Here is a 15,036-nt window from a genome sequence, read left to right as displayed (position 1 = left end):
CCGATACGACCGCTACGCCAACCACTTCTGCGCCTTCCTCACCCTCGCCGCCACCCTCACCTGCTACAAGAAACTCACCTACTGAGACATGGTCTAAAGACGATGTCCGGCACGATCTTGTGCAGCCCTGCAGGTGTGTTCTCCTCGACGATCTGTGTGAGCGCGCCACGCTTCGGGTCGACGAGTGGTTCCAACTCCACCAAGCGGCCCTCCTCCGCCGTCCGGTCAGCCGCAACGACGTCCTGAGCGATCTGTAGCGCCTGCTCCAGGCATGCGAGCGACTCCTCAACGCTACTGATGGCCTTCTGTCGCAACTTCTTGATACGTGAAGCGAGGCTTTGGTAGATCGGACTGTCGGAATCTTCCAGACGGCGCTTCAGCCGGCTCTCGACGCTGTCCAGGACTTCCTGGTAGATGTCACCCGGCTTCGCGTCCGGCGAATCGGCCTCCGGGATTTTCAACTGTTCAGCGATCCGTTTGATCAGTTCGAGGCCTGCCGCGTCGAGCATGACGTTCTTCGTCTGGTTCGCACACACGGTCACGTTGGTCATGTGACCGTGGACAAGATCTTGCGTCTTTGCGCCGAGCCGCTCCCATAGGAACGTCTTGGAAACGTCCTTGGGTCGAATCGACTCGTACACCTTGGCCGACCAGTAGTAGGTGCCTTCGAACGGGGCGAGCATCGCGTTCGGATCGAGGAACTCCCAGACCGTCTGGATCGAACAGCGGTCGCCGTTGACAGTCTCGTGATTGAGTGCCAGATGAGGCTCTCTGCGTCGGATTGAGGGCGGCTGTGGCGGTGGCGGTGGCCGAGTGGTCCCGCCACACAACCGAAAAGGGTGGCCACCCCTCGCGCGCTGCATCGGGACGCAGCCGACCCGCCGTTACATATAGTGCGCGTACCGGGTGGCGACGGCTTCGTTTGGTGGGCAGAAGCGCAGTACGGCTTTTACTTGGTTGGCGGTACGCAGAGTGACGGGCACTCTGCCGTCCAGGCGCGTCTGGTTCCAGTTCATCTTAGTCAGGGCCAGGATTTCGCTGGCTCGGTCTCGAGGGCTGCGGCTGCTGTGAACGGAGCGGATGCCGATCGGCTGCGGTACGTACATGCCGGGGTACGTCGAGTAGAACTCGATGCTCCCGTTGGTGTAGAGGGCCATCTCATGCTGGTCGAGGCTCAGCAACGTTCCGCGCAGAGGGGGCGCGTTGCCGGGTCGGAAGAGTCGAGCACCTTCGCTGTTGGTGATCCAGCTCATGTCGATTTCATCGAGCGTTCGTTCGTCTGTTGCTGCCTGGAATCCTGCAATCTCGGCGCGGTGAACGATGAGGTCTTGTGAAGTAGCACCCTTGCGGGCATGGTCCGGTGTTCTAGCCGGTAGGCGTCCAGCGCACGCAGTAGCAGACCGTGCGCGTCATCCTCCGCAAGGTGTGGTTGACGGTCTTCGCGGCTTACCCTGGCAGGCCCACCGCGCACGATGACTCCGTCTCCGCGTTCGTTGAATACTTGCGCTACTGACGTGTCCAGTGTGTTGCGGTCCCCGCTGTTGTAGAAGGCGACGCCGATGTAGCACGAGGTCAGGTCGGTAGGGTTCCGTGGAAGCCGCCACGGAACGCCACCCGCCTTGTAGTACAGAGCGACGTGAAGATTCCAGGCGCGGGTTGCCTCGTCTTGGCGACTGCGGCCAGCAGATGGCGGGGTCGCTTCGTCCCAGGTGCTTCGGCGGATGATCTGGATTGGCTGTCGCAGGTGCAGTAGTTGGGCCTTGAGCAGGTCGTGGAAGTTCGCGAAGCGTGGCATGGCTGGTGCGTGGGTGCTCGGACCGTCAGATGCTGTCGCCGCAGCGGCTGCTGATCGAGATTGGCGTCCGGTCTTACGTCGGGTGTCGGTGAGCTGTTCTGGCCGTGCCACCAGCAGGACGTCGACACGGTTCTCGTCCGCGAGTGCTCGGATCTCGTCGGCGTACGCCTCGACTGCGGTTGTCAACGATTGGGCACCTGTGGTGCTGCTGATGGCCCGCAGGGCTCGATCGCTGATCGTCCGTGTGTTGCGGTCGCTGAACACGAGTGTGGTGTGCAAGCCACAGTCGATGTCGCACCCTGGGAAGCCGGGAAACAGGTGGGGATAACGGTCGTCTTTTGCGGCGATGGGCTCGCGGCAGCGTTCGAGCCAGGTTCGTATGCCATCGAGCTGATCAGCTGGCCCAACGAGGCCGACGCGGATGACGCGGGGCGCTTCCTCAGAGCCGAGGTCGGCGGGGCCGTAGTTGATCACGCCAGCGTATCGGGACGTCGACCCAGAGGAGCTCCTGACGATCGCGCGAAAGCAGGAGCTGGAGGGGCTGATCGCGAAGGCGGTCCGGTCGCGGCACCTGCCCGGTGAGCGGTCGCGCCACTGGATCAAGCGCCCGCTGATCAACACGCTCGAGGTCTTGGTGTGCGGGTGACGCCCTGGGCGCGGCAGCCGCACATCCACGATCGGCAGTCTCGTGCTCGGCACGCGCGACGAGCACGGCCAGCTGCGGCTCGTCGGCAATGTTGGGTCTGGCTTCACTCAGCAGGCAGTCACGGACCTCGCGACGCTCCTGAGCGTGATACCGCGTTCGACCAGTTCGTTCGCCGACTCCGTTCCGCCCGAGTACGCGCGGCGGACGCACTGGATGGAACCCAAGATCCTCGGCGAGGTGACGTTCCGAGCGTGGACACGAGAGGGCCGCATGCGGCACGTGTCCTGGCGCGGGTTGCGTGGGCTTGCGCAGTAGCTCGATACGTGGCCGAGGGTTCCTCTCGGCGGCCGGATCAGCCAAAGTCCGAACGCATGTTCGATTAGAGTCCGAAACGCCGGGCAGGCGCGCGCGGTGAGTTCGGACCGGAAGACATCCGGTCCGCCCTCGCTACGGCACGCAGCTAACGCCGAACGGCGGGCTCGTCGGCGATCTGCGACTTGATCGATCGTCGGTCATTTTCGGCGAGTCAGGAGCGACTGAGGGTTTTCGCACCGATCGAGGCACATGGACCGACAACGACCGGGGGGTCTGGCGTGCCGACGAGGTCGAATTCATCGCCGCGCCGGTCGTCGGTGATCTCGGCACTGCGGCCGGTCCGGCCTGACGAACGCCTGGTGGGCGACGGTGCGGCAGTCGTTCACGGCCCTCGCGACGCACCAGACCGATCGCGTGGGGATGGCGCAAGCCCACGTCACCAAGCGGATCGGCGAGGTGTTCCCCATGTGGATACAGCGGTCGACGAGTAGACGACCGCCCACACTAACGTGCACTGGCACAACCTGTCGACCGAGGGCCACCTGATCGACTGGGAGGACTGGGGCAAGGCGCCGCGCGGGCTTGACGCCGCCACGCTGTGGCAGTCGTCGTTGCCGGATGCGGCCGTCGCGCAGCGAGTTCAGCGCGAGTTCGCCGAGGACTTACAGACGCGGTCGGGCACGTTGTCGCAACTGTTAATGTGCGCGAACGCGATCCGGATCGCCCACCATCTTGATCGTGTCCTCGACCCGCCGCCGCACGCCCGGCCTGCGCCCCGAAGAGGTGGCCGCCCGCGCGGGCATCGCCACCGACCACTACATGCGCCTGGAACAGGTCCGCGCCCCGAAACCGACGTCATCGGTGCTGCGCGGCCTCACCCGCGCGCTGCGCCTGACCCTCTACTAACGCGACCACCTACCTCTTCCGCCTCGCCGCACCCGACCGGCTCATGGCCGACGACCACGTCTCCCCCGTGTTCCTCGGCCTGCTCGACCGCCTGCACGACCCGCCCGCGCAGGTGATGACCGACCTCGGCGAGGTCCTCGCCCAGAACGCCCTCGCCACCGCCTCTTCGGTGACCACACCCGGTTCGAAGAACCCCACCGCAGCACCGTCTACCGCTGGTTCACCTCAGCCGACGCCCGGGCCGCCTACCCACCCGAAGACCAGCCACAGGAATCCCGCCTGCTGGCCGCGCCGCCCTCGTCCGCCGCGGCGATGCCCAGGCCCGCGCCCTGGCCGACGAGCTGTCGAGGGACAGCCCGGAGTTCGCCGAGTTGTGGTCCGAACACGACGTCGCCGTGCTGCGCAGCCGCCGCAAACGCATGCGGCACCCCGAAACCGGCCTTCTCGAACTCGACTGCCAAGCACTCCTGGAAGAAACCCGGTCACAGATCCTGGCGCTGTTCGTCCCCGCTCCCGGCACGGACACCGCCGACCGCCTCGCGCTCCTCGGTGTGCTGCGCGCGGCCAGAACCTCTGAGGTCAGCTCGCCGATTGCCGATCACCGACTCGGCGGCCACGGCGACCGACGCCCCGGGGGCAGATCCCGGTGATCAGCGGCGACGTCGACGCCCGGGCCGTCCTGGACGACAGCGTGCAGGCCATGGCCACGGCCGAGGAAGGCGGCCAAATTCACGTCGAACATCCCGGTCACGAGTACGTCGTCGAGGGGTCCCTGCCGTTGGTGGTCAACAGCCCACACGGCGGAAGGCCGAAACGGTCACGGAGAAGTCGACTTCTCGATTTGCTTTCAGCGGGCGAACCCGGGCAGCAACCCGAGCGCGGGAACCACCACCGCCGTGCACACCGTCATGGAAAAGACGTTGCCCACGAACGGATGAACCGTGTCCGGGAGCCTGCGCGAGACGTACGCCGCCAGCGGCGGGCCGAGGATCGCCCCCAGGACCGCGCCGGCCGTGATGGCCGGGAGGGTGGGGCCGTAGGTGAACACCGTGGCGGGGGCGACCGACACGAGGGGCACGAAAGTCGGGTACCAGCCGTGGCGGGTCCATGGGCGGTGGTAGAGCAGGACGCCGAGCGTGGAGGTCAGGACCTGGGTGGTGAGCACGGCCGGCAGCAGCACGGTGCCGTGCGCGGGGGTCTGCGGGTTGAGCAGGTACGCGGCCAGCGTGCCGGCGAGCAGGCCGGCCGAGCTGAGTTCGGTCCCGTGGAACGGTGCTTCGGTGAAGTCGGCCAGCACGCGGCGCAGGACCCACGCCGGTCCGTGCCGGGGTGGGTCGACCGGATCCGGGCGTGGGAGCGGGCGACGGGGCAACCACGGCAGAATCCGGCACAGCGGAAACGCGAGCAGCGCGCTGAGCCACATGCTGCCGGCGGTGCCGGCCGACGTGGGCAGCCCCAGCGGGTAGCACAAGAACTGGACCAAGCCGATCGCGATCGGCGTCGTCAGCACAGCGCCGAGGACCGCGCCGGTGAGGGCGACCCGCCAGCCCGGCCCGTAGGTCAGCACGACCGCGGGCGGGATCGACACGAACGCGACGAACGTCGGCTGCCACGCGCCCGTCGCGGGGATCGTCCAGCCCCATGCGAGGTTCGACAGCAGCAGCCCGAGAAGCGCCGACCCGGTGAGCCACGGCCACAATCCGGTGCCGGCCGCGACCGGGAACCCGGCCCGGCGCCGGCGGTGGGCGAGCCAGCCGCCGGCGAGCAGGCCGAGCCCGCCCAGCTCACTCTTGAACGACTGCGCCTCCGTCGTGTCGCCGAGGCACCAGCGCAGAAACGCGGGAATCCGCGCGTACACCTGCTCCTGCCACACGTCGTAACCGGGCAGCACGTGCGGCAAGGAGCCCCTGACCACCCAGAGAAGGTAAGCGAGGCCGGCGGTCGCGGTCACGAGCGCACCGCCGGTGAGCCACCGATCCAGCGCGCGTGCTTGCGTCGCCGCGCGGCCGGTGACCGACAACCGTGCCACCGCTTTCGTCACCGACCCCGATCGCACCGGCCTCAAACCGGATCCAAGGCGGGAAGCGTTGTCCCACACCACTTCCAGTCTGCCGGGAGCACCGAACCACACTGCAGAGCGGAAACCGACCGGGTTCCCACACATCCGGACATCGGTTCGGCACGAAGAGCCGCGGATGCCAGGCTTCAGGAGCACCCGGTTCGACGATTGCGAGGTCCAGGACAGTGCCCAGCCCGAGGAAACTGGTGTTCGTCGTCTTCGACGGGGTGAAAAGCCTCGACGTGGCCGGCCCGGCCGAGGTCTTCGCCGAAGCGAACCTCTTCGGCGCGGACTACGCACTGTCTTATGTGTCCCCTTCGGGCGCGGCCGCGGCCACCTCGACCGGGTCGACCATGCCCGTCGACGGTCCCGCCGAAAGCGTGTCGCGCGCGGACACCGTCGTGGTCTGCGGCGGCGACATCCTCGTCGGCGCCCCCATCGATCCCGCGCTCGTAGCCGCCATCCGGCTGCTTCGCACGCGGACGCGCCGGCTCGTCTCCATCTGCACGGGTTCCTTCGCCCTGGCCACGGCGGGCGCGTTGTCCGGGCACCGGGCCACCACACATTGGCGGCACGCACAGCTTTTCGCTCGGGCGTTCCCAGATGTCGACGTGCTCCCGGACGCACTCTACGTCGAAGACCGCGGGGTGTTCACCTCGGCGGGCGTGTCGGCCGGGATCGACCTCGCACTGGCCTTGGTCGAGGCCGACCACGGGCCTGACCTCGCGCGCGCCGTGGCTCGGAGCCTCGTCGTCTTCATGCAACGACCGGGTGGCCAGTCGCAGTTCTCCGCACCCCTGGAGATCAAGCCCGCCCGGACGCCGACGCTGCGAGAAGTGGTGGATCTCATCTCCGCCGACCCCGGGCTGGATCACAGCGCCGATCGGCTCGCCGACCGAGTCGGGGTGAGCGCCCGGCATCTCATCCGGCTCTTCCAGGCCGAGTTCGACCTGACGCCGGCGCGCTACGTCGAGAAAGTCCGGCTCGATCACGCGAAATCGCTGCTCGATTCGGGACACAACATCGAGGAAGCGGCAGCGGGCGCGGGATTCGGCAGCCCGGAGACGATGCGCCGCACCTTCGTCGCCCGGTTGGGGCTTTCGCCGAGTCAGTACCGCCACCGGTTCAAGAGCACGGGCCGGCGGTAGCGTCAAGCCGGTCAGCCGGCCGAGAAATTCAGCGCCCAGCGCAGTGCCTTGCTGAGCGGTTTCGGAACGAGCAGGGACATTCGGCTGCCCGGCACTTCTTCGGCGTTTCGGCGCGCCAATGCCGAAAGCGTGCGGCGGATGTCGTGCGACGGGTACCGGGCATAGGCTTCGCCGATGGCCCCGGAAGGCAGGTGCCATCGGCGGAGGCCGGCGAGATCGGCCATGGCGCCGCTTTGCACGTAGTAGGCGACCGGGTCCGTGGACCCCACCAGGCCGGGCGTCGCGTGCGCGACCACGGCGTCCGCAGCTTCGAGGGCTCTGCCACGCGGCGCGCCGGCGCGATCGAAAACCTCGAGCACGGCGTCGGCCGATCGCCGAGTGAAATCCTCCCCGGGCACGCTCACGAGCATTCCGGAATCGTGCAGCAACGACGTCACGAAAAGAAGCTCCGCGTCGACGTCGGCCTGGTCCACCTCGGCCAGCGCTGTTCCGAGCAGCCAGGTTCGATAACCGTGGAAGAGCAGCGTGGTTCCCTGTTTCCTGGCCATCTCGACGGCGGCGCTCGCGACCTCGGTGCCGGGGTACTCCGGAAAAAGGTTTTCCGGCGAGCGTGGCTTTTGCAGCGGCGCGGTCAGAAAGCCACTGATCGTCTCTCTCGCGAATTTTCGCATTCCGGCCCGGACGGCCGAACGTTCAGCGCCGGTCAGCACGCCGTTCGTTTCGCGAATCCAGTCGTAGCCGCCCACCATCGACGACGAAGTCGATCCGCTTGCGCGCACGAAAACTCCAATGAGCCGGGGATTCCTGCCTCCAGTGTTCACGCGGGGCAAGGACGCGGCCAGGCGGTGAGCGACCGGCAGCCCACAAAACCGGACTCGACCGCACGGGCGTCCGAATCCGGGGGATGTTCGTCAAGTTCGGCTCTCCCCCCGCCACACCGGGCCCGCCGACGCTGGAACCGATCGACATCGACGCCACCACCGGAGGCACCCGACCTTGACCCGCGAACTGTTCACCGACGAGGAACTCGCAGCGTTCAAGGCGGCTCAGCGCCTTGCCTTCGACGCGACCGCCGCGATCGAAGCCGAACTGCGCCAAGGGATCACCGAACGGCAGGCCGCCGGAAAACTCGAAGACTGGCTGCGCGAACGTGGCGTTTCCCACTTCTTCCACTACGGGTTCGTCTGGTTCGGCGACCGTACCCGATTCCTGGACTTCCCACCGCTCCCGCGTCGCGCCCGGGACCTCTTCAGCACCACAACCGCCCGTGGCGGCGGCCAGTACCGGCCGAGTGGCCGCCGGCTCGAGCAGGGTGACGCCGTAATCCTGGACATCGGCCCCATCCACCGGGGCGGAGCCGCCGACATCGGGTATTCCTGCGCGTTCGGCGAGCCGACGGAAGAATTCCACGAAACCCGGATGGCGCTCGCTCCCGTTCGCGCGATGATCCTTGAGATGGTGCGCAACGGCGATTCCCAGGCCACGATCGACACCTCGGTGCAGGACTACGCGCAAGACCACGGCTACCTGACCATCCACTCGATGTACCCGGGGTCCGCGATCGCGCACCGCGTCGGCCGGGTGCCCGGCCTGCGACTGCCGACGTTCAACGTCAAGGGGTTCAGCCCGCAGACCGTCGGCTACCTGGCGGGCGACGCCGTCGGATCGGCTCTTGGCCTCGGCGATCGCGGTGCACCCTTCTGGAAACCCGGGTCCGACCGGCCGTGCGAGCCGGGTCTGTGGGCGTTCGAGCCGCACCTCGGCCGCGGCGACGTCGGCGCGAAATGGGGCGAGGTCCTGGTGGTCGCCGAGGACACCGCGTACTGGCTCGACGACGACCTGCCGCACGTGCGCTACTGGGCCGATCACGGTGCCGTCCGCGACGAAAGTCCTGGCGCCCCTTGAGGTAACGGTCACCTCGCCCGGGCCGTCGCGCCCGTCACACTCTTCCCCCACTGCGCGCAAGTCGTCGCGTAGGTGAACGGCGGGTGCCCGTCGAGCATGGGGTGCTTGTTCTCGTAGTTGGGCTCGATGCGCCACGGCGTGGACAGCACGGCGACGGTCGCGAACGGCAGCCGGAGCTCGACCTCCTCGGGCAGCGGCCGGGCGGCGGGGAAGGCGCTGGAGTGTTCGCCGCGCAGCCACAGCGGCACCGGCCGGCGGTCGGGGTGCCAGCCCTGGGGCTAGGTGCTGCGCCGATACCAGTACAGGAGGTCCAGCGCGTCTGCAGGATGCGGGATCAGGGGCGGCTGCCGCCAGGGGGCGGAGAACACCGCGTCGCACCCCAGCTCGGGTCCCGGGTAGTCGATCGCGAGCAGGCTCGGGGCGCCGGCGGTGGTCGCTCCGAGCTGGGCGCGCAGGGCGATGGCGTCGGTGGTGTCGTTGGGTATCCGCATCCACGGAGGGATCGCCCAGGTCCAGCACGCTTCGGGCTGGGTGTCGAGGGGTATGGAGGTGGCGTAGCGGGCGTAGGTCCCCATGTCGTCCTCGGCGCCGGGCGGCAGCCGGCCGGTGAAGGACACTGCGCGGGTCGGATGCAGCGTGGCGCCGACCTGCTTGCGGTACCAGGCCTGCTTGAACTCGGCGCTGGCCGAGGCGTGCACCGTGGGTAGCGCCACCTGCACCCGGCCTGGCGCAGCTGCTGCAACGCCTCGGGGCTGGCGAAGCCGCCAGTGAGGTCGTGGTCGACCGCGCGGACCTTGCGCAGCGCCACTTTCAGGTGCTCGCGTGCGCGGATCGCGCCCCCGGCGCGCCGGGTGGCGTCCGTGACGTAGGCGGCCAGGTGGCGTTCGGTGACGCGCCTCTCCTCGACCAGTGCAAGGACATCCCCCACCGCGGCTTCGGTCACCGCACCCATCGCCCGCTGCCTCCCTCGATCATCACCACCAAGTCGTCGAGGAACGACAGCCATTACATGAGCGGCACTTGCCGTGGGCCATGACCTGCGGCCCCGGCCTCAGAAACGATCACCCAATGACCATGCGCGAACACAACCATGAACTGGGGCGCCTGCGCCGGCCTCAGTTGCGACCGGCCCCGGTTGACACGCCCCAGCCGCAGTGATCGCGGCGTCCCGCTGGACTACTTCAGCCAGTCCGCGTAGTGGGTGGGAGCGATGCGGGCCCCGTCCTTGGTGGTGAGGACGTCGCCCGTTACGGCGCTGAATATGCCTGCGTTGTTGTCGACCGTCACCGTGCGGCTGTCACCCTTGGCGGCAAGGGTGATGCGACCCAACTCGTTCAGCGGGTAGGTGTCCGGGCCACCGAGGTCGAGAGTTCGGTTCAGGGGCGCGCCGGCTGCGACCTGCGCGACGGTGGCGGCAACGTCAGCTGCTGCGACGGGCTGGAGCAGCGTTACCGGCAGGCGGACGGTGTCTTCGTCGGCGGTCCAGGACAGAACCGAGTCGATGAACTCCATGAACTGGGTAGCCCGGACGATGGAGTACGAAACCGGACCGGCCTTGAGCAGATCCTCCTGCAGCGTCTTGGCACGGTAGTAGTCAAGCCCCGGTACCTGATCGACGCCGACGATCGACAGGAGGACGAAGTGCCCGATGCCGGCCTTCTCGGCCGCGGCCAAGAGGTTACCCATCGAGGTCTGGAAGAACGCGAGCGAGGCCTCGTCGAAGGTCGGGGAATTGGTCAGGTCGACGACCACGTCAGCGCCGGCCAGTGCCTCCTCCACACCCTGTCCGGTGATGATGTCGACCCCGGTGGACCTCGAGTGCGCCACGACGTCGTGCCCTGCCGCCCTCAAGTCTTCCACCACCTGCGACCCGATCAGCCCGGTCCCGCCGATGACTGCGAACTTCACGACCTGCTCCCACCCTTCTGAATGCCGACAATCTCGGACACTTTGTATCCGAGAACATACACGGACACTGCGTATCCGAGTCAAGTCGTACGGTGTGATTGACTGACGGTGTGAAGATGTCGGGCGGAGTCGAGTGGGCACTGCACTGCTGTGTCGTGCTGACCTCGGTGGACGAACCAGCTCCCGCCGCGCGGCTCGCCCAGCTGCACGACGTCTCGCCCAGTTACCTCGCCAAGCAGCTCCAGGCCCTCTCCGGCGCCGGGCTGATCCGCTCCGTCCAGGGAAAAGCGGGTGGTTACATCCTCGCTCGCTCGCCCGGGTCGATCACCGTGCTCGACGTCGTCGAGGCCGTCGACGGGCCGGCACCAGCCTTCGTCTGCACGGAGATCCGCCAGCGCGGCCCGCTGGCCACCCCGCCCGAGGCCTGCACCACACCCTGCGCGATCGCCCGCACCATGGCCGGCGCCGAACAGGCGTGGCGCGAGGCGCTCCGCTCGGTGTCCATCGCGGACCTGGCCAGCGACGTCGGCTCCACCAACCCGGGCGCTCTGGCCGGCATCAGTACCTGGCTTCGCCAGGTATAGGTGCGAGACCGCCGGACTCACCGGCTGCCCCCGCCCGCCGTCCCAGTCGACCGGTGGCCGACCCAGCCCACGCCGCACGCAGCAGGGCGGTTGCACCATCGGGGCCACGGGAGCCGGGTTGACACAAGGGTTGGCGACGACATGTCCGACAACCGGTTCGATTCCGGACTCCCACATGCCGGCTCCGCCAGCGACCGCGGCGTTCCCCAGGGTCCGGACTGTCACGCCCAACACACTCAAGGCCAAACACGCAGACCTCGTCCTACATTAAATGTACGTACATTTTGCCGTCCCCGACCAGGACCGCTCAGCCCGGAGGAGAGTCATGCCCAACGTGGACACCGCGCACTTCGATCTTGTCGTGATCGGGTTCGGCCGGGGTGGTAAGACGCTGGCCGCGGCGATGGGGCGCAGTGGCAAGCGTGTCGCCCTGATCGAGCGGTCGGCGGAGATGTACGGGGGCACCTGCCCCAACGTCGGGTGCGTACCGACCAAGTCGCTGATCCACCACGCCGAGACCGGCGCCGGCCACGGTGAAGCCGTCGAGAAGACCCGGAACCTGACGACGAAGCTGCGGGGCATCAACTTCGTCACCCTCGACTCGATCGACTCGGTCACCGTTCTCACGGGACAGGCCACTTTCGTCGACCCCAAAACCGTGGAGGTCAGTGCCGGCGACGATCGGCTGACCGTGACCGGCGACACCATCGTCATCAACACCGGGGCCGAGCCCGTGGTGCCGGACATCCCCGGACTCGCCGGGAGCCCCCGGGTCCACACGAGCACCGGCCTCATCGGGCGTGACAACCTCCCGCAGCGGCTGGCCGTGCTCGGCGGCGGGCACGTCGGCATCGAGTTCGCCTCGATGTTCGCGCAGTTCGGCAGCGAGGTGACGGTGCTCGACCAGGCGCCACGCATCCTCGGCCGCGAGGACGACGATGTCGCGGCGGCCGCGGAACAGGTGCTCGTCGACGCCGGGGTCCAGTTCGTCCTCGGTGCTCAGGTCATCCGGCTGGCCGAGACGGACGAGGGTGCCAAGCTCGACTACCGGCGGGGCGACGGCGAGGACTCGATCGTCGTGGACGCGGTGCTGGTCGCGGCAGGCCGCAAGCCGGCCACGGACGGCCTCGGACTGGACCGCGCGGGCGTGGAGACGACTGCCGGCGGTGCGGTCGAGGTGGACGATCACCTGCGCACCAGCCAGCCAAACATCTTCGCGGTCGGCGACGTCAAAGGCGGACCGCAGTTCACCTACGTCTCCCTCGACGACAGCAGGATCGTCGCCGATCAGCTCGCCGGCCGTGGAACTCGGTCGACGGCCGACCGGGCGCACATCCCGTACACGCTCTTCCTGACGCCACCGTTGGCACGGGTGGGGCTCACCGAAAGGGATGCACGCGAGCAGGGGTACGCGGTGAAGGTGTCGCAGAAGGCAGTCGCGGACATCGTGTCGATGCCCAAGGCGAAGATTCTCGGAGAGACCCGGGGGCTGATGAAGTTCGTGATCGACGCGGAGACAGATCAGGTCCTCGGCGCCGCGCTGCTGAGCGTGGACGCGCAGGAGCTGATCAACACAGTCACGCTGGCCATGCGGCACGGCGTGACCGCGGTGGACCTGCGCGACGCGATCTACACGCACCCGTCGTCGACCGAAGCCTTCAACGAAGTGCTGTCCGCTTCCCGAAGCTGACATGGAAGGCCTCCCAGTAGCGCGTGCCGATGGCACATTCACACAGGCAGGAACCGGACTGCCCGGTGGGTGTTCCGAGTCTGGAGGAAGATATGACCGATGCCGGGGAGGTCATCGTCTTCCGAGACGACTTCGGTGAATTCGCCGAAGTGGCCCCAGACGTCGTAAGGCAAGCGGGCCGGCCACGGGCTCTCGACTCGCTGACGTTGCAGTCAGTGGCCGGCCACCGCCAACAGGGACAAAAGCGACGACTGCTGCGGTTCGCGGCCACCGCTGCCGGCAAGGGGCGGTCGCGGACGGCCGTGTGCCTGGGCAAGGACGAGGCGGAAGCCGACGTTGACGGTCTGACGACGTTCCTGGCGGCGGTCGACGGTGACTCTTGGTGGCACGGGGACGTTGCTGTGAGGTTCGACGCCGAAGAATCGACCGAGATGGTCTGGTTCCCCGGCAGCGACGGTGCGTCTGCACATCGGGGCAGCTGCGGATCTACTGGATTTCACAGTGATTCCTGCGATCCACGAGATCGCCATCGTCCTCGACTGGCAGTTAACCGTGCAGTGACAGTCTGGAGGCAATTACCCAGCAGGCGCCGGTCACAGCGCGGGAGGCAGAAGTCGAAGTGTGCCCGCCTACGTGGTCGGCAACCAGGCGGCTTCAAGGACGGGCGTCGGCCTGAATTTCCGCCACCACAACGACTCCGCCGCCGATTCATAAACCCGGGGCCCGTGGTAGCCGCGGGCAATCGGGCGGATTTGGCTGACCAGCAGTGATTCATTTGTTGGTGGCGCGGTGGTCGGTGAGGACGTTGTGGACGGTGCCGACGGAGAGTTTGGTGGCGCGGGCGATGGTGCGGATGGACTCGCCGTCGGCGTGACGGGCGAGGATGATTGTGCGTTTGTCGGCGTCGACGACGCGGGGGCGGCCGACCCGGCCGCGTGCCCGTGCGGCGTCCAAGCCGTTGCGGGTTTTGCGGACGATGTCGCGGCGGCGGTCCTCGGCCAGCGCCAGCGCCATGTCCAGGATGAGGTTGCGTTCGGTGTGCTCGCCGGCGGCGATGCCCTCGAGGATCTTGACCGCGATACCGCGGGAGAACAGGTCGTTGAGCACGATCAGGCCAGCAGGTTGCGGCCGAGGCGATCGGCCTCCTGCACGGTGAGCATGTCCCCGGGGCGCATGGTAGTCGAGCGCGGCCTGCAGCCCCGGCCTCTCGTCGATCTTCAGCTTCCCGGAACGCCGCTCCTCGAACACCCGCACGCAGATCGGGCCGAGTGCGTCGTGCTGCCGCGCGGTTTCCTGATCCTTCGTGCTGACCCGGACGAGCCCGACCAGCGCCACATGACCCTCATCGCGTTCGGCAAACGTGTTCAAAATCCGGGCTTCACCGTATCGGTAAATGAACGAGTTGATGAACACGACACACTGGCGCGACGCAGGTCGACTCAGGTCGTTCAGACCGTTCCGGCAACCGACCGTTTTCTGAACGCACCGATAAGGCCCGCGAGATCGTGCGCGACGGCCTCGCCCGTCTCGGAGCGACCCGGCGCAGGGTTCTGCACGCTGACCCCGGCCGACGTCGCATTCGTCGTCCGGGCCGGGACATCCCCCAGACTTGCTCAGTCTTCAGCCGGCGGGAGAGATTCGCGCCACCGCGCCCATTGGACGCCGGCCAACCCAGGGCGCGTTGCCCCACGGATCGGAATCGGGGTTTGCCAAGGTGTTCCAGTCCTCTCGGCCGTGGTGGTGTCTCGCTTGCAGCCGGGGTCGCCGCTTAGCCGGTGGTCCGGCGGTGCCGGTCGGAGATCGCCTCGTCGCGCACGCGACCGGTCTCCGCGCCGACATCGCCGACGCGCCCGGCGAGCTCGGCGTGCCCGGCCAGGAGATGGCGCCGGGCCGCCGCGAGTGGTTCCAGCAGCGCGGACGCGTCGTCGGCAGCCAGAGCCTTCGCCACCCCGGCTGCGGCGCGCCGGCCCGCTGCGGACATGCCTTCGGCCGCGGTGACGTGTGCGGCGAGCTGGCGCAGCACCGCGGCGTTGCGTCGCGCCCAGTCCGACACGGCGCGGTCGCCGGCCCGGCGGTCCCG

The 15,036-nt window shown here is 67.9% G+C and carries 17 protein-coding genes and 1 pseudogene; 8 read left to right on the top strand and 10 right to left on the bottom strand.

The window, feature by feature from the left end; genetic code table 11:
- Window positions 1-74: 74 nt before the first annotated feature.
- The 3 genes from AB0K15_RS47305 to AB0K15_RS47295 all read right to left on the bottom strand — a co-directional run bounded on the left by AB0K15_RS47305 (window position 75) and on the right by AB0K15_RS47295 (window position 2,269).
- Window positions 75-683: a hypothetical protein gene (locus tag AB0K15_RS47305; RefSeq protein ID WP_364067654.1), complete on the bottom strand. Its 609-nt coding sequence runs from the start codon at window positions 681-683 to the stop codon at window positions 75-77.
- A 201-nt stretch (window positions 684-884) separates the two neighbouring features.
- Window positions 885-1,253, bottom strand: coding sequence for a hypothetical protein (locus AB0K15_RS47300; RefSeq protein ID WP_364067652.1), 369 nt, complete (start codon window positions 1,251-1,253; stop codon window positions 885-887).
- Window positions 1,250-2,269 carry a hypothetical protein gene (locus AB0K15_RS47295; RefSeq protein ID WP_364067650.1) on the bottom strand — a complete coding sequence of 340 codons (1,020 nt, stop codon included), beginning with the start codon at window positions 2,267-2,269 and terminating at the stop codon, window positions 1,250-1,252. Before AB0K15_RS47295 ends, AB0K15_RS47300 begins: the two co-directional genes overlap by 4 nt.
- On the opposite strand from AB0K15_RS47295, the gene AB0K15_RS47290 reads away from it, so the two are divergent.
- The 4 genes from AB0K15_RS47290 to AB0K15_RS47275 all read left to right on the top strand — a co-directional run bounded on the left by AB0K15_RS47290 (window position 2,262) and on the right by AB0K15_RS47275 (window position 4,312).
- The gene (locus tag AB0K15_RS47290; RefSeq protein ID WP_364067648.1) at window positions 2,262-2,441 is read left to right on the top strand and encodes a hypothetical protein; all 180 of its coding nucleotides are present in this window, start codon (window positions 2,262-2,264) and stop codon (window positions 2,439-2,441) included. The two genes, AB0K15_RS47295 and AB0K15_RS47290, sit on opposite strands and share 8 nt — an antisense overlap.
- Window positions 2,442-2,471: 30 nt before the next feature.
- On the top strand, window positions 2,472-2,756 hold the full coding sequence (locus AB0K15_RS47285; RefSeq protein WP_364067658.1) for a hypothetical protein: 285 nt from the start codon (window positions 2,472-2,474) through the stop codon (window positions 2,754-2,756).
- A gap of 738 nt (window positions 2,757-3,494) precedes the next feature.
- Window positions 3,495-3,662 (top strand): helix-turn-helix domain-containing protein, encoded by a 168-nt coding sequence (locus AB0K15_RS47280; RefSeq protein ID WP_364067646.1) that lies wholly within the window; start codon window positions 3,495-3,497, stop codon window positions 3,660-3,662.
- 215 nt (window positions 3,663-3,877) lie between these two features.
- Complete coding sequence (locus tag AB0K15_RS47275) at window positions 3,878-4,312, top strand: hypothetical protein (protein WP_364067656.1); 435 nt, start codon at window positions 3,878-3,880, stop codon at window positions 4,310-4,312.
- 197 nt (window positions 4,313-4,509) lie between these two features.
- On the opposite strand, the gene AB0K15_RS47270 is transcribed toward AB0K15_RS47275, so the two are convergent.
- On the bottom strand, window positions 4,510-5,703 hold the full coding sequence (locus AB0K15_RS47270) for a hypothetical protein (RefSeq protein WP_364067644.1): 1,194 nt from the start codon (window positions 5,701-5,703) through the stop codon (window positions 4,510-4,512).
- A gap of 203 nt (window positions 5,704-5,906) precedes the next feature.
- Here AB0K15_RS47270 and AB0K15_RS47265 point away from each other — a divergent pair, with 203 nt between their 5' ends.
- On the top strand, window positions 5,907-6,869 hold the full coding sequence (locus AB0K15_RS47265) for a GlxA family transcriptional regulator (RefSeq protein WP_364067642.1): 963 nt from the start codon (window positions 5,907-5,909) through the stop codon (window positions 6,867-6,869).
- A gap of 11 nt (window positions 6,870-6,880) precedes the next feature.
- On the opposite strand, the gene AB0K15_RS47260 is transcribed toward AB0K15_RS47265, so the two are convergent.
- The gene (locus AB0K15_RS47260; RefSeq protein ID WP_364067640.1) at window positions 6,881-7,648 is read right to left on the bottom strand and encodes a hypothetical protein; all 768 of its coding nucleotides are present in this window, start codon (window positions 7,646-7,648) and stop codon (window positions 6,881-6,883) included.
- Between the two features lie 217 nt (window positions 7,649-7,865).
- Between AB0K15_RS47260 and AB0K15_RS47255 the strand changes: the two genes are divergently transcribed.
- A complete protein-coding gene (locus AB0K15_RS47255) occupies window positions 7,866-8,774 on the top strand; it encodes a M24 family metallopeptidase (protein ID WP_364067638.1) in 909 nt (302 codons plus the stop codon).
- 8 nt (window positions 8,775-8,782) lie between these two features.
- Here the strand turns inward: AB0K15_RS47255 and AB0K15_RS47250 are convergent, their stop codons facing one another.
- The 3 genes from AB0K15_RS47250 to AB0K15_RS47240 form a co-directional block, all read right to left on the bottom strand.
- Entirely contained in the window at window positions 8,783-9,022 is a 240-nt protein-coding gene (locus AB0K15_RS47250) for a hypothetical protein (protein WP_364067636.1), read from the bottom strand.
- 30 nt (window positions 9,023-9,052) lie between these two features.
- Entirely contained in the window at window positions 9,053-9,487 is a 435-nt protein-coding gene (locus AB0K15_RS47245; RefSeq protein WP_364067634.1) for a hypothetical protein, read from the bottom strand.
- Window positions 9,488-9,950: 463 nt separating this feature from the next.
- On the bottom strand, window positions 9,951-10,682 hold the full coding sequence (locus tag AB0K15_RS47240) for an NAD(P)H-binding protein (RefSeq protein ID WP_364067632.1): 732 nt from the start codon (window positions 10,680-10,682) through the stop codon (window positions 9,951-9,953).
- A gap of 116 nt (window positions 10,683-10,798) precedes the next feature.
- Between AB0K15_RS47240 and AB0K15_RS47235 the strand changes: the two genes are divergently transcribed.
- Window positions 10,799-11,266, top strand: a complete 468-nt coding sequence (locus tag AB0K15_RS47235) for an Rrf2 family transcriptional regulator (protein WP_364067630.1) — start codon at window positions 10,799-10,801, stop codon at window positions 11,264-11,266.
- Window positions 11,267-11,591: 325 nt separating this feature from the next.
- Entirely contained in the window at window positions 11,592-12,956 is a 1,365-nt protein-coding gene (locus AB0K15_RS47230; protein ID WP_364067628.1) for an FAD-dependent oxidoreductase, read from the top strand.
- A 771-nt stretch (window positions 12,957-13,727) separates the two neighbouring features.
- Here AB0K15_RS47230 and AB0K15_RS47225 read toward each other — a convergent pair.
- Both AB0K15_RS47225 and AB0K15_RS47220 read right to left on the bottom strand, forming a co-directional pair.
- Window positions 13,728-14,369 carry a recombinase family protein gene (locus tag AB0K15_RS47225; protein WP_364067626.1) on the bottom strand — a complete coding sequence of 214 codons (642 nt, stop codon included), beginning with the start codon at window positions 14,367-14,369 and terminating at the stop codon, window positions 13,728-13,730.
- A 355-nt stretch (window positions 14,370-14,724) separates the two neighbouring features.
- Window positions 14,725-15,036: pseudogene (locus AB0K15_RS47220) on the bottom strand (HSP18 transcriptional regulator); the annotation flags it as partial.

Origin of the sequence: Amycolatopsis sp. NPDC049253, from assembly GCF_040678995.1 — a bacterium.
GTDB lineage: Bacteria > Actinomycetota > Actinomycetes > Mycobacteriales > Pseudonocardiaceae > Amycolatopsis.
This window is presented reverse-complemented; position numbering and strand designations above follow the sequence as displayed.

Coding starts and splice junctions, on each gene's coding strand:
- AB0K15_RS47305 (WP_364067654.1), bottom strand. CDS start 683: ATGCTCGCCCCGTTCGAAGGCACCTACTACTGGTCGGCCAAGGTGTAC.
- AB0K15_RS47300 (WP_364067652.1), bottom strand. CDS start 1,253: ATGAGCTGGATCACCAACAGCGAAGGTGCTCGACTCTTCCGACCCGGC.
- AB0K15_RS47235 (WP_364067630.1), top strand. CDS start 10,799: ATGTCGGGCGGAGTCGAGTGGGCACTGCACTGCTGTGTCGTGCTGACC.
- AB0K15_RS47230 (WP_364067628.1), top strand. CDS start 11,592: ATGCCCAACGTGGACACCGCGCACTTCGATCTTGTCGTGATCGGGTTC.